Origin of the sequence: Pseudomonas phoenicis, assembly GCF_047302395.1 — a bacterium.
In the GTDB taxonomy this organism is placed as follows: Bacteria; Pseudomonadota; Gammaproteobacteria; order Pseudomonadales; family Pseudomonadaceae; genus Aquipseudomonas.
This window is the reverse complement of record NZ_CP154852.1, coordinates 2,503,775-2,519,253: the sequence shown is the minus strand read 5'-3', so window position 1 is coordinate 2,519,253 and position 15,479 is coordinate 2,503,775. Positions and strand designations below refer to the sequence as shown.

Below are 15,479 nucleotides of genomic sequence, written 5' to 3'. Positions count from 1 at the left end.
GAAATGTCCAACAGCATGGGTATTGCCAGCGCGTTCATCCTTTCGGCATTGGTGCTGTCGCCCCTGGCGCAGGCCGAAGAATCCCCCGCTTTCGCGGCGCGCAACCAGGCGCTGGCCGAGCAGGCCCAAGCGCAATTCGCGCAACAGGGCGACCACAGCGACAGCAGCGAGCGAACCGCTGCGAAAACGGCGAGCAGCGATCAGGCCGATAGCTGATCGCGCAGCAAAACCTTCATAGCTTGTTACGCCCTTCGCAATAGTTCCTTGTAAAGCACGGCAGATCGGGGCACCGGTTCGGCCGTGCTGGATCGCTCGGCGCACGCCGATCCCCCATCTCAGTGCGTCCACCTATGACACACCGATGGCATCCAATAGTCCGTCCGCCCAGCGCGGATCGACTCCGAACGCAGGCCGCCCGCCGCCTGCAAAGCCCGCCTGGCCGTGAAAGCCCATGGTCACAGGCTTGAGGCAGAAGGTGCCGCTGCCTAGAATGGCGCCCCGTTCACGACGTTCTTGCTCAGGGAGCTCGACGTGCCCACGCCTGCGCCGCTGCTCGCGCTATTCAAATCCCGCCCCGAACAGGCACTGACCCTGGGCACCTGCCTGGCCGTGTTCGCCATCGTTTCGATCGTCGGCTACCTGCTGCTGCGCGAGCGCGACAGCGTCGAGCGCTCGGCGGTGCGGGCGTCGAACAACATCGTGCAGTTGATCGAAAACGATGTGCTGCGCAACGCCGAGCTGTACGACCAATCCTTGCGCGGGCTCATGTGGGGTGTGCGGCATCCGCAGCTGTCGAGCCTGGCGCCCGACCTGCGTCGGCAGATCCTCTTCCGTCAGGCCATCACCACGCCTGGGCAAGGCGAGCTGCTGTGGCTGGACGCACAGGGCCAGGTGCAGGGACGATCGTCCGGCAAGGTGCCCCTGCTGACCGACTTCGCCAACACCGCAGCCTTCCAGGCGCATCGCGCGCATCCGGGCCTGGGCCTGGTGCTGACTTCGCCCTCACAGCGCCAACTGGACGAACTGGGCTGGTGCCTCAACTTCAGCCGGCGCATTTCTTCTTCGAGCGGCGCTTTCATGGGAGTCACGCTGGGCGCACTACCGCTTGCGTACTTCGACGCGCTGTTCCAGCGCCTGGACATTGGCAAGCAAAGCAGTGTCAACCTGCTCAGCACCGACGGCCAACTGCTGGCGCGCCAACCGGTGCTAGACACCGATCCGCAGGTGGGTGGCAACTACCTGAAACGGGCGAACTTCCAACGCATTCTGGCCGAGCAGAACGGGAGCTTCACCGCCGCCTCGGTCGCCCGTGGCGGCGCACAGCGCATCTACACCTTCGCCAAAGTGGCGAACCTGCCGTTGATCGTGTTGGTGGTGCATTCGGCCGACGAAGTGTTGCACTCCTGGCGACACACAGCCTGGCTGGTGGGCGCTGCCACCGGCGTGCTGTGTGTGGGCATCCTCTGGTTGAGCGTCCTGCTCGGCCGGGAACTGCGCCGCCGCCAGCGCGCCGAGCACAGCCTCGCCGAACTGGCGGCCACCGACAGCCTCACCGGCTTGCCCAACCGTCGTCGCCTCGACGAAGTGCTCAAGCTCGAATGGTCGCGCGCCCAGCGCAGCGGCAAGCCACTGGCGATACTGATGGTGGATATCGACCACTTCAAGGCGTTCAACCAGCGTCACGGCCACGCCGGTGGCGATCATGCCCTGCGCGAAGTGGCGCTGGCACTGCGCCGGTGCGTCCGCCGCCCGGCCGACTTGGCGGCGCGCTATGGCGGCGAAGAATTCCAAGTCGTGCTGCCGGAAACCGATGCCTCGGGCGCGCGGCTGATCGCCGAACGGATCAGAGCGGCGGTCGAGGAGCTACCGGCATTCGGCGATGGCAGCGTGGCGATCACGGTCAGCATCGGCATTGCCGTACGCATGCAAAAAACCCAGCGCGATCTGACGACCGTGCTGGGTTTGGCTGACGAGGCGCTCTACCGGGCCAAGGCCAATGGCCGCAACCGGGTGGAGCAAGCGCAGTCTTAGGACTGCGCGCGGACCTGGTCGCGCAGTGCTTTTACTTCGTCATGATTTTTCTGTACGCCGTCCAGCTGCTTCTGGACCAGTACCAGGCTGTTGGCTGCGGCTGGGACGTTCAGTTTGGTCAACTTCTCGCGGGCTTCGCGGTACGCCTTCAGCGCGTAGTCCTGGCCGCGTTCGGTCTCGTTCATGACAGCCTCGTCATCGTGGCTGGTGAACGTGGTCTTCAGGTCGATCCAAGCGCGGTGCAGGTCGCCGGTGAAGCTGGTGGAATCTTCTGCTTTGCCGCCCAAGTGAGTGACTTCGGCTTGCAGCTCGGTTACGGCCTGAGCGCAGCCTGCAGCGCGAGCAGTGAGGAATTCTTTCAGACGAGGGTTTTTCACGTCTTCGGCCGACTTTTTGAACCCTTTCTCGCCATCTTTGCTGTACTCGATCAGGTCGTTGAGGACATCGATCACATCTTTGTTGGTATCGCTCATGACTCAAACTCCTTGATGGTTAGTGAATAGATGAGAGCAGCCTTCGTGCCAGATTTGATTAAAAGTTAATTTCTTATAAATCAATAGCTTAGGAAGTAAAGGCAGAACGCCATGCGTCGCGTTCTGCATGATCGGCCTTGGCCGGTCGTGCAGTTTGCAGTAGGGTCGCGACTCATTCGTATCCGGTGGCCCGCATGAACCCTGACACCCTGAAGCTGCTGGTGACCCGCAGCATGCCGTTCGGCAAATACCAAGGCCGCCTGCTCGCCGACCTGCCGGGCGACTACCTGGCCTGGTTCGCCCGCAAAGGCTTTCCGCCTGGCGAGCTGGGCGGCCTGCTGGCGTTGATGCACGAGATCGACCACAACGGCCTGATCGACCTGCTCAAGCCCTTGCGCAGCGCTCCAGCGCGCCGCTGAAATGCGACAGGGGCGCCTCAGCGCCCCTGTCGGTCAACCTTGCCAATGCCCGCTAGCCGCGGGCGCGGCGTTCAACGCGGCGGTGCCGCCACCGCCAACTCCACCGGCTCGCCACGCTTGATCAAGGCGTACACCACCGCCGTGACCAAGCTACCCGCCACGATCGCCAGCAAATACAGCGCCGCATGGTTGATCGCGTTGGGGATCAGCATCACGAACAGCCCGCCGTGAGGCGCCATCAGCTTGCAGCCGAAGTACATCGACAGCGCGCCGGTCAGGGCGCCACCGGCGATGCTGGCCGGGATCACCCGTAGCGGGTCCTTGGCGGCGAAGGGAATCGCACCCTCGGAGATGAAGCACAAGCCCAGCACGAAGGCTGCCTTGCCGGCCTCCCGCTCGCTCTGGGCGAATTTGCGCCGAGCGATGAAGGTAGCGATGCCGAGACCGATCGGCGGCACCATGCCGGCGGCCATGGTCGCGGCCATCGGCGCGTAGCTCGACGAAGCCAGCAGGCCGACCGAAAAGGCGTAGGAAGCCTTGTTGATCGGCCCCCCGAGGTCGACGCACATCATCCCGCCCAGCAACACCCCCAGGAGGATGGCGTTGGTGGTGCCCATGCTGTCGAGGAACTGGGTCAGGCCCGCGAGCATCGCCGCCACCGGCTGGCCGACCACGTAGATCATCACCAGCCCCGTGAACAGGCTGGCCAGCAACGGAATGATCAGGATCGGCTTGAGCGCTTCCAGACTGCTGGGCAAGCGCACCCAATGGGCGATGGCCTTGGCGCTGTAGCCGGCGAGAAAGCCCGCGGCGATGCCGCCGATGAAGCCTGCGCCCAGGGTACTGGCCAAGAGGCCGCCGATCATGCCGGGCGCCAGGCCCGGGCGGTCGGCGATGGACCAGGCGATGTAGCCTGCCAGCAACGGCACCATCAGTTTGAACGCTGCCTCGCCGCCGATCTGCATCAGCGCGGCCGGCAAGCTGCCCGGCACTTCATGGGCATTGATGCCGAACACGAACGACAACGCGATCAACAAGCCACCGGCCACCACCATCGGCAGCATGAACGACACGCCGGTCAGCAGGTGCTTGTAGACTCCGGCCTTTTCCGCCTTGGCCGGCGCTGCGCTGGCATCGCCTGCGCTCTCGACCTTGCCTTCGGCCAGCGCTTTGTCCAGGGTCGCGGCCGCCTGCTTGAGGGCGATGCCCGTACCGCAGCGGTAGATGCGCTTGCCGGCGAAGCGCGCGGTGGGCACTTCGATGTCGGCAGCCAGCAGCACCACATCGGCATCGGCGATGGCCTCGGCCGACAAGGGGTTGCGCGCGCCTACCGAACCCTGGGTCTCCACGGTCAGTTGCCAGCCCTTCTGCGCCGCTGCCTGTTGCAAAGCTTCGGCAGCCATGAAGGTGTGCGCCACGCCGGTCGGGCAGGCGGTGACTGCGACCAGCCGCGGCTGGGCGGTAGCCGAGGCGCCGGTGCTTGCGGCAGGCTCGGCGATCGCGGACGTTGTCAGCACCTGAGCACTGGCGGCGGCCTCGTCGAGGAACCGTTCGCGGTCGGCCAAGGCTTGCGCGGGCGTGCTCTGGAACACGCGTTTGCCGACGAAGCGCGACAGGTCCAGGGGCCCGGTGGCGATCACCAGTATCCAGTCGGCGGCGGCGATCTGCTCGGCGCTCAAGCACTGTTCGGGGTGTTCGGCGTCGGCCACCTCGACGCTGGTGCTCCAGCCGCGGCGCTGCGCCTCGGCGGTGAGCAGGCGTGCGCTGAGCACGCTGGACACCTGCCCGTTCGGGCAGGCGGTGACGATGGCAAGGTTCATTGGCCACTCTCCTGTTGTTCTTGTATCTGCACGCCCGCTTCCAGGCGGGCCAGTTGCGCGTGGTCGTCAATGCCGAAGCCGACCTGGGTCACGGCCTGGGCGGCGATGGCCGTGGCCCGGCGCAGGCTCCGTTCGGGGGCTTCGCCCTGCAACAGGCCATGCAGCATGCCGGCCACCAGCGAATCCCCGGCGCCTACGGTACTGGCCACTTTCACCGGTGGCGGCAGCGCGTGCAGCGTGCGCGCGGCGCTGAACCAGCTCAGACCGTGCTCGCCATTGGACAGCACCACGTGCTCCACGCCGGCCGCCAGCAAGCGCTGGGCGGCGGCCTGCTGCGCTGCGCGGTCGGGCAACGCCTGGCCGAGCACGTCGCCCAGTTCCTCGACGTTGGGCTTGACCAGCCAGGGCGAGCAGCCCAGGCCGACACGCAAGGCGTCGCCGCTTGTGTCGAGCACGACCTTGAGGCCCTGCCCCACCAGTTGGCGCAGCAGTCGCTCGAACCAGGCCAGGCTGATGCCGCGCGGCAGGCTGCCGGCGACCACCACGGCGTCGAAGCCGGGGGCGATCCGCTCCAGGCGCTGCAACAAGGCCGCTTGCGCGGCGGCGTCCACCTGCGGGCCTTGGCCGTTGATGTCGGTCACCTGGCCGTCGGCCTCGACCAGCTTGAGGTTGCTGCGGGTCTCGCCATCGACGCGCACGAACCAATCGCTGAAACCGCGGCGCTCGATCAGCGCTTCGAACGGCTGCAGGTTGTCGCGCCCGAGAAAGCCGCCGACGGTGAGCTCGTGGCCCAGGTCAGCCAACACCTGGGCCACGTTCAGGCCCTTGCCGGCGGCATGGCTGTGCTGGCTGTGGGCGCGGTTGACCGCCCCCGGGCGCAGGCGCTCGAGGCTGACGGTGAGGTCCAGCGCCGGGTTGAGAGTCAGGGTGAGGATCTTGGCCATCAGCTACGCTCCACCAGCGCACGTACGGAGGCGGCGCTGTCCTGTTGCAAGGCGGCCTGCGCCAACGCGCGCGCCGCCTGGAAATCGGTCTCACGCACCAACGCCTTGACCTCGGCGATGCTGCGTGCGGCCACGCTCAGTTCGTCCACCTCCAGGCCCAGCAGGATCGCCACGGCCTGGGCATCGGCAGCCAGCTCGCCGCAGACGCCGACCCATTTGCCATGGGCATGGGCGGCGCGCACGGTCATGTCGATCAGTTGCAACACCGCCGGGTGCAGGCCGTCGGCCTGGGCCGACAGGCTCGGATGGCCGCGGTCGATGGCCAGGGCGTACTGGGTCAGGTCGTTGGTGCCGACGCTGAAGAAGTCCACCTCGCGGGCCAGTTGCGGCGCCAGCAGCGCCGCCGAAGGCACCTCGACCATGATCCCGACCTGCAGGTCGGCCACCGGGATCTCCACGCGCAGGCGCTCGACCATGGCCTTGGCTTCGCGCCATTCGTGCATCTGCCCGACCATGGGGAACATGATCCGCAGCGGGCGGTTGTCGGCGGCGCACAACAGGGCGCGCAACTGGTCCTCCATGATCTGCGGGCGTTGCAGGGTCAGGCGCACGCCGCGCACGCCGAGGAAAGGGTTCTCTTCGGCTTCGATCGGCCAGTAGGGCAACGGCTTGTCGCCGCCCACGTCCAGAGTGCGTACCACCAGCGGGCGCCCGCCCAGGCCGTCGAGCACACGGCGGTACTCGGCTTCCTGGGTGGCCACGTCCGGCGCTTGGGAATGGCCCATGAACACCAGTTCGGTGCGCAGCAGGCCGATGCCTTCGGCGCCCTGCTCCAGCACTTTGTCGATGCCGGCGCTCTCGCCGATGTTGGCGAACACTTCCATGGCGTGGCCGTCACGGGTCACGGCGGGTCGATGGCGCTCGGCCCAGGCCGCCTGCAACCGTTGTTCGCGCTGATCGCGTTCGGCCAGGGCGCGTTGCACCTCGGTTGCGGACGGCGCCACGCTGACGCGGCCACGTTGGCCGTCGAGCAGCAACGGCGTGCCCGATTCGAGCAACAGCATCGCTGCACCCGTGCCGACCACCGCCGGGATGCCCAAGGCACGGGCGACGATGGCGCTGTGCGCGGTCGCGCCGCCGTAGGCGGTGACGATGCCGGCCACGCGCGCCGGGTCCAGGCGGGCGACGTCGGACGGGCCGACTTCGGCCATCACCAGCACATAGGGCTGCTGCGGCTCACGCGCCTCCTGTATACCGCACAGTTGGCCGAGCACACGGCGGCCGACGTCGCGTAAATCGGCGGCGCGTTCGGCGAGCAAGGCATCGTGCAGCGCCTCCTGCTGGCGGGCGGCGGCGTCGATCACCGCCATCCAGGCCGCTTCGGCGCTTTCGCCCTGGCCCAGGCGCAGCTCGACCTCTTCGCCCAAGGCCGGGTCGGCGAGCATTTCCTGGTGGGTGACGAAGATGTCGCCGATCGCCGATGCGCTGCGCGCGATCAGTGCCTGCAACTCGGCGTCGACCACGGCCTGGGCTTCACGCAGGCGTTGCCGTTCGTGCGCGGGCGAGACGCCACGCAGCGAATAGTCCAGGGCACGTTCCACGCAGACGTGGGCAGGCCCGCTGGCGATGCCGGGCGACGCGGCCACGCCTTGGATCTGGCTGCCAGCCTGGGGCGCCTGCACGGTGGCCGCGTCTGGCGCAGTAGCGGCTTGCGGCAGTGCGGCGGGGGTCTGGTCGAGCGGTTCGACGGTTTCGCCCAGGCCTTGCGCGATGGCCTCGAACAGGGCCGGCAGGGCATCGCCTGCGATCTGCGGTTCGGCCAGCAGCTCCAGCGTCTGCCCACGGCGGGCGCCGAGACTCAGCAGCCGGCTCAGGCTCTTGGCCGACACGGCGGCTTCGCCGGTGTCTACCACGCGCAGGCGGACGTCGCCGTCGAAGCTTTTCGCCAATTGCGCCAGCACCTTGGCCGGACGTGCGTGCAGGCCATGGGCGTTGGCCAGCACGATGCGCGCGCTGGGCCAGTCGGGCAGCACTTCGCCGCCCAGCACTTGCAGCACGGTGCGGCTGTCGGTGGCCTGGTAGAGGCTCTGGCCGCGGCCTTCGATCAGCACTTCGCACAGCCGTTCCAGCAAAGCCTGGTGCGCGGCGCCCAGGCTGGCCAGGCAGAACAGCCCATTGAGCGGCTGGTCGCGGTAGCGCAGGGGCTGCTGCGGGGTGATGAAGGCCAGGCCCGGTTGCAGCACCTGACGGTCGCTGTTCAACCACCACAGGCCTTCGCCCAGCGGCAGCGGTTCGGCCTGTTGCAAGGCCGCGGCGAAGCCGGGCTCGACGCAACCGGCCTTTTGCAGCAATCGCGCGCCACGCCAGCTCAGCTCGTCGAAGTCGTCGGCCGCCAGGCCCAGGTTGACCAGTTGCGCGTCCAGGGCGAGTTCTTTGGGCGCGCCTTGCAGCAGTTTGAGCAAGGCCTCGGCGGAGCTGGCGCGGCGCAGGGCCTCGGCCAGGTCGGTTTCGCCCAGGGCGCGGGTCAGCAATTGCAGCAGGCGCAAGTGCTCGTCCGAACGCGCGGCGATGCCGATGGCCAGGTACACGCGCTGGCCGTCGCCCCAGTCGACGCCGTCGGGGAACTGCAACAGGCGTACGCCGGTGCTGAACACCAGGTCGCGGGTCTGTGGGGTGCCGTGGGGAATGGCGATGCCTTGGCCGAGGAAGGTCGAACCTTGTGCCTCGCGGGCTTGCAGCCCTTCGAGGTAGCCTTCGGCGACCAGACCGTCGGCGACCAGCCGATCCGCCAGAAGGCGCAATGCCTGGGCCTTGTCGGCCGCTACCTGGCCCATCGCTATCTGCTCTTTGGCGAGCTCGAGCATGACCTACTCCTTTTCCGGCTCGCTTCGGAGCCCGAGGTATTGTTGTGGATGCTGACGTTGGGTTGCGACCGATACAGGCGCAGCGCCTGCTCACCAGAATGGGTCACAGACCGCTCGTTTGCATCGCGACGTGGTTCCAGCGCGGAAGGAAAGAGGGCAGTATTCCGAGGCTGAAACGTTTAATCTGATTCGGCGGCCACGTTACTCGATAATCTTGCGTCTAAACAGCCCCAGCTTGTCGGACAATTGCGACATAGGTCGTCTGCGCAGCCTTGCAAGTATGGGTAAAACTGCTGCAAGGGGCCGCGCGGTCCTTTCCAGGTCATAACAAGGAACATTCGGTGAAACTCAGCGATATCGCCCGTCTGGCCGGTGTGTCAGTGACGACCGCCAGCTATGTCATCAACGGCAAGGCCGAACAGCAGCGCATCAGCAGCGCCACCGTGGAGCGCGTGCGCGCCGTGGTCGAGGCCCATGGTTTCATGCCCAACCCCCAGGCCGCCGGCCTGCGCAGCCGGCATACCCGTACCCTGGGCTTCATCCTGCCCGACCTGGAAAACCCCAGCTACGCACGCATTGCCAAGCGGCTGGAAGCCGGCGCCCGTGCCCGTGGCTACCAGTTGCTGATCGCCAGCAGCGACGACCAACCCGACAGCGAACGGCAGCTGCAACAGCTGTTCCGCGCGCGGCGTTGCGATGCGTTGTTCGTCGCCAGCTGTCTGCCGGCCGACGACCCCAGCTACCGCGAGCTGCAGGCCAAAGGCCTGCCGGTGATCGGCATCGACCGCAGCCTGGACCCGGAGCAGTTCTGCTCGGTGGTCAGCGACGACCATCACGCCAGCCTGCTGCTGACCCAAAGCCTGCTGCGCGACGCCCCGCAGCGCATCGCCCTGATCGGCGCGCGCCCGGAGCTGTCGGTCAGCCAGGCGCGTCTGGCCGGCTTCGACGCTGCCGTGAGCCAGCACACGGGCGAGGTGCGCCGCTACCAGGGCGAGGCGTTCAGCCGCGCCTGCGGCCAGCGCCTGATGGCCCAGTCGATCGAGGAACTGGGTGGCCTGCCCGATGCCCTGGTGACCACCTCATACGTGCTGCTGCAAGGGGTGTTCGACGCCCTGCACGGCCAGGCGCCAGGCACCCGCGCCTTGCAGTTGGGCACCTTCGGTGACAATCAACTGCTCGACTTCCTGCCGCTGCCGGTCAACGCCATGGCCCAGCAGCACGGCCTGATCGCCGCCACCGCCCTGGACCTGGCCGTCGCCGCCATCGAAACCCAGCAGTACCAACCTGGCGTACATGCGGTGGCGCGCACCTTCAAGCAACGCTTGCACCTGGCCTGACCATGCGCCTGATCGACACCCATACCCACTTGGATTTCCCCGACTTCGATGCCGACCGCGCGCCGTTGCTGACCCAGGCGCGGGCCGCCGGGGTGGAGCGCTCGATAGTGCTGGGGGTGGAGCAGGCCAACTGGCAGCGGGTATGGGACACGGTCTGTGCCCACCCCGGCCTGCACGCGGCGTTCGGTTTGCACCCGGTGTACCTGGACGCGCACCGCGCCGAGCACCTGCAACAGCTGCACGACTGGCTCGACCGGCTGCGCGGCGACCCGCGCCTGTGCGCGGTCGGCGAATTCGGCTTGGACTTCTACCTGCCCGAGCTGGACCGCCAACGGCAACAGGTCTGGTTCGAAGCGCAGCTGCAACTGGCCAAGGATTGCCAGCTGCCGGCGCTGCTGCACGTGCGCCGCAGCCATGCCGAGGTCATCGCCACCCTGAAGCGCTACAGGCTGCCGCGCGGTGGCATCGTGCATGCCTTCGCCGGCAGCTACGAGCAGGCCCGCGAGTACATCAAGCTGGGCTTTCTGCTGGGCCTGGGTGGTGCCGCCACCTGGCCGCAGGCGTTGCGCCTGCGCAAGGTGCTGCCGCGCCTACCGCTGGAGAGCCTGGTGCTGGAGACCGATGCGCCGGACATGGCTCCAGCCATGTTTGCCGGCCAGCGCAACAGCCCCGCGCACCTGCCTTGCATCGCCCGGGTGCTGGCAGAGATCATCGGCGTGGAGCCGCAGCGGTTGGCCGAGGCCACCACTGCCAATGCCTGCACGCTGTTCGGCTGGGCCGACTGAGCCGCTGCGAGCTTGGCGCTAGCGCAAGATCGTCCACAGCGCGAAGACCACGTACCACAACACCGCGCTGCGCAGCAGCAATTCCCATAGTCCGTTCAAGCGCGCCCGGCCCTGTTCGAGGGCACCCTGCGCGGGCGCGTCGGTCGCCGCCAGCGCCCAGTCGGCCACCAGCGCAGAGGCACGCCGGTGCAGGTCGAGCAACTCCGGCAGCATCCGCCGCCCCACGGCGACGAAGTGTCCGACCAAGGCGAAACTCGCGCCCAAGACCCGCACCGGCAACCAATCCATGAGGTGGCGCAGCCGCTCGGCGCGCACTTGCAGCGCAGTGTGCCGGCTATGCGCGACGCTCAACGCCAGCAGGCGATAGGCCAAGGCACCCGCCGGACCCAGCAGGCAGTACCAGAAGATCACGGCGAAGAAGCCTTGGTAGACCTGCCACGCCAGATAGTGCTGGACCTGCCCGAGCAAGTCGTCGGCCCCTTCGGCGTGCAGGCCCAGATCGCGTTCGGCGACATGCAACGCGGCCTGTTCGTCGCCGCGGTGCCAGGCGTCGCGCAACGGCCCGAGCGCCGCCTTGGCATCGCCCCGGCCCAGACTGTAGAGCAGCACCAGCAGGTGCACCGGCAGTACCAGCAGGCCGTACGCCACCGGCTCCAGCACGTGCAGCACCATCACCAGCAAGGCCACCGGCGCCAACACCAGAATCGCCAGGCTCGACCAGGGGTGGAGCTTGCCGCTGCGCTCCAGGCGCACCAACTCGCCGCGAAAGAAAGCGTCGCATTGCACGCGATGACGCAGGGCCGAGAACTTCTCGATCCATACCACCAGCACCAGCACCAGAAAACTCATGCGTCGTCCTCGTCGATGGCCAAGGACGCGCGATAGCGCGGCCAGTCGAAAGCCGGCCCTGGATCGGTCTTGCGCTGTGGAGCGATGTCGCTGTGCCCGCAGATGCGTGCGCCATCGATCGAAGGCCAGGCATCGCGTATCTGCCGGGTCAGGTGTTCGAGCACCCGATACTGCGCATCGGTGTAGGGCAGCGTGTCGGTACCTTCCAACTCGATACCGATGGAAAAATCGTTGCAGCCTTCGCGGCCCTCGAAACTCGACACCCCGGCATGCCAGGCGCGTTCGAGCAAAGACACGAACTGCGTCACCGCCCCATCGCGTTCGACGAACAGGTGCGCCGATACGGTCAGGTGCCGAATGCCCTGAAAATAGGGGTGTTCGTCCGGGTCGAGACGGTTCTGGAAGAACGCCTGCACCTTGCCGGTGCCGAAGCACGCCGGCGGCAGGCTGATGTTGTGGATGACCAACAAAGACGGCGCTTGGCCGAGCGGGCGCGCATTGCAGTTGGGCGACGGGCAGTGGGTCACGTCGCGGAACCAGCCGGTGGCGGGGTCCAGGTGCATGGAAGCCGATCCTGTGAAGCGTTTGGGGGGCGCTCAGTATGCGCCGCGTTACCCGGCCTGTGAATGAACGATGGCCGGGTATTCGAGCGGTCAGCGCACCTGGCCGGAGTCCAGTCGGTCGAGCGCCTTGCGCAGGGCGCGGTCGAAAGCGCGGCCGCTGTTGAGCAAGCGCACCTCGCCGTGGTGCACGGCCCGCGCCAGGGCCACGCGGTGCCATTCGCGCAGCTTTACGCCCTCATGGTTGGCGAACACGTAACGGTCGCTGCCGTCGACACGCGCCAGGAGCCGGCAACGCACTACGCTGTCAGCCTCGCGCACCTCGATCCAGGTGCCGATGCGCAGGCGCTCGAGCATCTTGAAGGCGCAAGGCGGCACATCATCGGCTGCCGTAGAGGGCGGCAACGATTCGGCACCTGGCAGACGGATCGGCGCGGTGATCGTTATCCAGCTCGGGTCCGAGTCTGCGGTTTTACCGCCTGCCTGCGTGCAGGCCTGCACATGCAGGCGCTCCAGTTCACAGAAGAATTCCCGGCTGCTCGACGAATCCAGGGCGATGCTGCCCAAGCCATCGCGCAGCGCCTTGAGCAGTGCCGGCAGACCGGCCAGCAGACGGACGCGTGCCTCGGCGCAGGGGTGCGGGGCGATGCTGGCGAGCAATTGGTCGACGGTCAGCAACGCGCCCTTCCAGGCTGCGGACCGTATGCCGTGCTTGAGCCAAGCCATCAACAGCACCTGGCTCCAGGCATCCTGCACCAGGCGCAACACGCTCAGTGGCAAGCGTTGGCCACGCAGACGCCGGTCGAGCGCGGCTTCGACGTCGTGCCGCGCCCGTTGCATGCGCAAATGGCCCTCTTCCGCATCGCGGGCGCGCTGTTCGAGCAGATCGTTGCGGCGGCGCTCTTCCAGGCTGGCGGTGAGCAAGGTGTCCAGTTGGCTCTTGAAGACCATGCTGTCCTCGAAAACGTCGTCGAGTACGCGTTGCACCACGTTTTCCAGGCGCAGGTAGAGACCGTCGGCCTCGCCCTGACAGCCGATGGCCGTGCTGGCCAGCTCATTGAACAGGCGCCGGGCCGGATGACTGGCGCGGGTCAGCAGGCTTTTGTCGAGGACCGCCACCTTGAGCAGCGGCAGGTGCAGCCGCGCGAGCAAAGCGCGCATGCGCGGATGCAGGCTCGAGTCGTGCTCGAACGCGGCGAATATGCGCCCCAGCAGATTGATGGTGTCTTCTTCGGCCTGGCCCAGGCAGCGTCGTGTGCCGCTCCGCGCGCTGATCTTGAGCAACAGGTGCTGCAACTCTTGACCCAGGTCGAAAGCACCGGCGCCGGCCGCAACAGCGCTGTGGCGCTGCAAATGCGAGAGCATGCGGGCCAGGTCCTGAGCGGTGACCGCGATGGCGCCGGTGGCACGCAGCCGTGGGGTGAGCTGCCCGCGCAGCGGTGCCAACGCACTTTGCATGGAGACGAAGAACGCCTGTCCGGCCGCCTGCAGGGCGATCGCCTGCCCCTGCCCGGCCGCCAGCGTCGGAGCACCGGCCCGTGGCGGGCGCCGCATGCCGGACGCGGCAGCCATAGGCGTCAGCATTGGCAGCACGCCTGCGCTCGCCAGCAACTGATTGGCCTCGCTGTAAAGCGCGCCCAGCCGACCCAGAACATGCTGGTCGAACAGGTCGAACAACACCGCGGTGATCGCTTCGTCCACACGCAACCCGCCACAGGCCTGGGCAAAGTACTGGCACAGGCACGCCGGGCTCAAGGGATTGCCGCGTGTGAACCTCAGCGGCGTTTCGAGCAGCGTCTCGAAACGGGCGTCAAGTTGCTCGAGCACAGCGCCTTCGCGGCCATGTACGCGTGCGATCATGGCCAGGGTCTGCGCATTGTCGGTACGCGTCAGGCGGGGCTGTGGCGCACGCACCAGATCACTGTCGAAAAGGGCTTTGCCGGTGTTTTGCGCCAGCCCTGCGAAGGCCTGGTGAAACGCATCGAGCAGCTCGAATTCGACGTGCTTTCGTTTGAGGCGGACATTGCGCATGGCCTGTTGAGCGCGCCGCTGCCCGGACGCATCCCGAGTTTTGTCGATCTGCTCGAGCAACACGTCTTCGGCCGCATCGAACAGGGTCTGTACATCCTTGCTCAAATGCGCGGCAGCGCGATCACGCACCCGCAGCAGCGACATGGGCAGGCCGGGCGCGAGCAACGCCGTACGGCGGTCGAGGGCCGAGGCCAGTGGGATCACATTGCCTTCGTGCCGCATGTCGAGCTCCTTGCTGTTCATGAGAAAGGGTCAATCCTTGACGAGGTGCGTGAGGCCAGAGAAGTCGTGTGCATGGCGGGACGAACGCTGCGGGATTCGATACTGATGACCGGCAGACGTTCCTCGAACTCCTGCGAACCGATCAAAGGTCGTCCCTGGGCGGAAAGATGTGCGCGACGTCACAATGGCGGCGCGAGTACAGGGGCGCCAGAGTGTACGGGCTAGCGTGGCCTGGCGGGTGTACAGGCGGCTGCCCTGCCCTATAATCGCCGGCACTTTGCCTGTGGAGCCGACCATGCCGAACCTACGCCTCGCCGACCTGACCGCCGAAATCGAAGCCAACGTGCGCCGGGCGCTGCTCGAAGACATCGGCAACGGTGACATCACCGCGCAGTTGATACCTGCCGAACGCCTGGCCAAAGCCACCATCATTACCCGCGAGGCCTGCGTGGTCGCCGGCACGGCCTGGGTCGATGCGGTGTTTCGCCAGCTCGACCCGCGCGTGGCGGTGCACTGGCAAGTGCTCGATGGCGAGCATGCCGCCGCCGATCAGGCGCTGTTCCACCTCGAAGGCCCGGCCCGTTCGCTGCTCAGCGGCGAACGGGCCGCGTTGAACTTCCTGCAACTGCTGTCGGGCGTCGCTACCCGCGCCCAGGCTCTGGCAGGTTTGGTAGAAGGCACGGGCGTGCGCTTGCTCGACACCCGCAAGACCCTGCCGGGGCTGCGCCTGGCGCAGAAGTACGCGGTGACCTGCGGCGGCTGCCATAACCACCGCATCGGCCTGTACGACGCTTTTCTGATCAAGGAGAACCACATCGCCGCCTGCGGGGGCGTGGCCGAGGCCGTGCAGGCCGCACAGCGCATCGCGCCGGGCAAGCCGGTGGAGATCGAAGTGGAAAGTCTGGAAGAGCTGCGCCAGGCGCTGGAGGCCGGGGCGGACATCGTCATGCTCGACGAACTGAGCCTGGATGAGATGCGCGAAGCGGTGCGTCTGAACGCCGGCAAAGCCAAGCTGGAGGCCAGCGGTGGCGTGAACGAGCAGACCTTGCGGGTGATCGCCGAGACCGGCGTGGACTATATCTCGATCGGTGCCCTGACCAAGGATGTCAAAGCCGTCGACCTGTCGATGCGCTTGAGCCTGTAG

General features: G+C 67.0%; 13 protein-coding genes. 6 read left to right on the top strand and 7 right to left on the bottom strand.

Features of this window, described 5'->3' with window-relative positions; genetic code table 11:
• Positions 1 to 3 precede the first annotated feature (3 nt).
• On the top strand, positions 4 to 216 hold the full coding sequence (locus tag AA0Z93_RS11350) for a hypothetical protein (RefSeq protein WP_413048849.1): 213 nt from the start codon (positions 4 to 6) through the stop codon (positions 214 to 216).
• A gap of 315 nt (positions 217 to 531) precedes the next feature.
• Complete coding sequence (locus AA0Z93_RS11345) at positions 532 to 2,031, top strand: diguanylate cyclase (RefSeq protein WP_413048850.1); 1,500 nt, start codon at positions 532 to 534, stop codon at positions 2,029 to 2,031.
• Here the strand turns inward: AA0Z93_RS11345 and AA0Z93_RS11340 are convergent.
• Positions 2,028 to 2,504 carry a PA2169 family four-helix-bundle protein gene (locus AA0Z93_RS11340; RefSeq protein ID WP_413048851.1) on the bottom strand — a complete coding sequence of 159 codons (477 nt, stop codon included), beginning with the start codon at positions 2,502 to 2,504 and terminating at the stop codon, positions 2,028 to 2,030. The two genes, AA0Z93_RS11345 and AA0Z93_RS11340, sit on opposite strands and share 4 nt — an antisense overlap.
• Before the next feature lie 194 nt (positions 2,505 to 2,698).
• Between AA0Z93_RS11340 and AA0Z93_RS11335 the strand changes: the two genes are divergently transcribed.
• Entirely contained in the window at positions 2,699 to 2,923 is a 225-nt protein-coding gene (locus AA0Z93_RS11335; protein ID WP_413048852.1) for a DUF3820 family protein, read from the top strand.
• A 71-nt stretch (positions 2,924 to 2,994) separates the two neighbouring features.
• On the opposite strand, the gene AA0Z93_RS11330 is transcribed toward AA0Z93_RS11335, so the two are convergent.
• Genes AA0Z93_RS11330 through ptsP form a run of 3 tightly spaced genes read right to left on the bottom strand, consistent with a single transcriptional unit; the run spans position 2,995 to position 8,551 of the window.
• Positions 2,995 to 4,743 (bottom strand): PTS fructose-like transporter subunit IIB, encoded by a 1,749-nt coding sequence (locus tag AA0Z93_RS11330; protein WP_413048853.1) that lies wholly within the window; start codon positions 4,741 to 4,743, stop codon positions 2,995 to 2,997.
• On the bottom strand, positions 4,740 to 5,687 hold the full coding sequence (gene pfkB / locus AA0Z93_RS11325) for a 1-phosphofructokinase (protein WP_413048854.1): 948 nt from the start codon (positions 5,685 to 5,687) through the stop codon (positions 4,740 to 4,742). The genes AA0Z93_RS11330 and pfkB overlap by 4 nt, the downstream gene beginning before the upstream one ends.
• Positions 5,687 to 8,551 carry a phosphoenolpyruvate--protein phosphotransferase gene (gene ptsP, locus AA0Z93_RS11320; RefSeq protein ID WP_413048855.1) on the bottom strand — a complete coding sequence of 955 codons (2,865 nt, stop codon included), beginning with the start codon at positions 8,549 to 8,551 and terminating at the stop codon, positions 5,687 to 5,689. The genes pfkB and ptsP overlap by 1 nt, the downstream gene beginning before the upstream one ends.
• 341 nt (positions 8,552 to 8,892) lie before the next feature.
• On the opposite strand from ptsP, the gene cra reads away from it, so the two are divergent.
• Together cra and AA0Z93_RS11310 are read left to right on the top strand one after the other, a co-directional pair.
• Complete coding sequence (gene cra, locus AA0Z93_RS11315; RefSeq protein WP_413048856.1) at positions 8,893 to 9,888, top strand: catabolite repressor/activator; 996 nt, start codon at positions 8,893 to 8,895, stop codon at positions 9,886 to 9,888.
• A gap of 2 nt (positions 9,889 to 9,890) precedes the next feature.
• Entirely contained in the window at positions 9,891 to 10,673 is a 783-nt protein-coding gene (locus tag AA0Z93_RS11310; protein ID WP_413048857.1) for a TatD family hydrolase, read from the top strand.
• An 18-nt stretch (positions 10,674 to 10,691) separates the two neighbouring features.
• On the opposite strand, the gene ampE is transcribed toward AA0Z93_RS11310, so the two are convergent.
• The 3 genes from ampE to AA0Z93_RS11295 form a co-directional block, all read right to left on the bottom strand.
• Positions 10,692 to 11,522 carry a regulatory signaling modulator protein AmpE gene (gene ampE / locus AA0Z93_RS11305; RefSeq protein ID WP_413048858.1) on the bottom strand — a complete coding sequence of 277 codons (831 nt, stop codon included), beginning with the start codon at positions 11,520 to 11,522 and terminating at the stop codon, positions 10,692 to 10,694.
• Entirely contained in the window at positions 11,519 to 12,085 is a 567-nt protein-coding gene (gene ampD / locus AA0Z93_RS11300) for a 1,6-anhydro-N-acetylmuramyl-L-alanine amidase AmpD (RefSeq protein WP_413048859.1), read from the bottom strand. Before ampD ends, ampE begins: the two co-directional genes overlap by 4 nt.
• A gap of 90 nt (positions 12,086 to 12,175) precedes the next feature.
• Entirely contained in the window at positions 12,176 to 14,356 is a 2,181-nt protein-coding gene (locus AA0Z93_RS11295; RefSeq protein WP_413048860.1) for a DUF1631 family protein, read from the bottom strand.
• Between the two features lie 274 nt (positions 14,357 to 14,630).
• Between AA0Z93_RS11295 and nadC the strand changes: the two genes are divergently transcribed.
• Complete coding sequence (gene nadC, locus AA0Z93_RS11290) at positions 14,631 to 15,479, top strand: carboxylating nicotinate-nucleotide diphosphorylase (RefSeq protein WP_413048861.1); 849 nt, start codon at positions 14,631 to 14,633, stop codon at positions 15,477 to 15,479.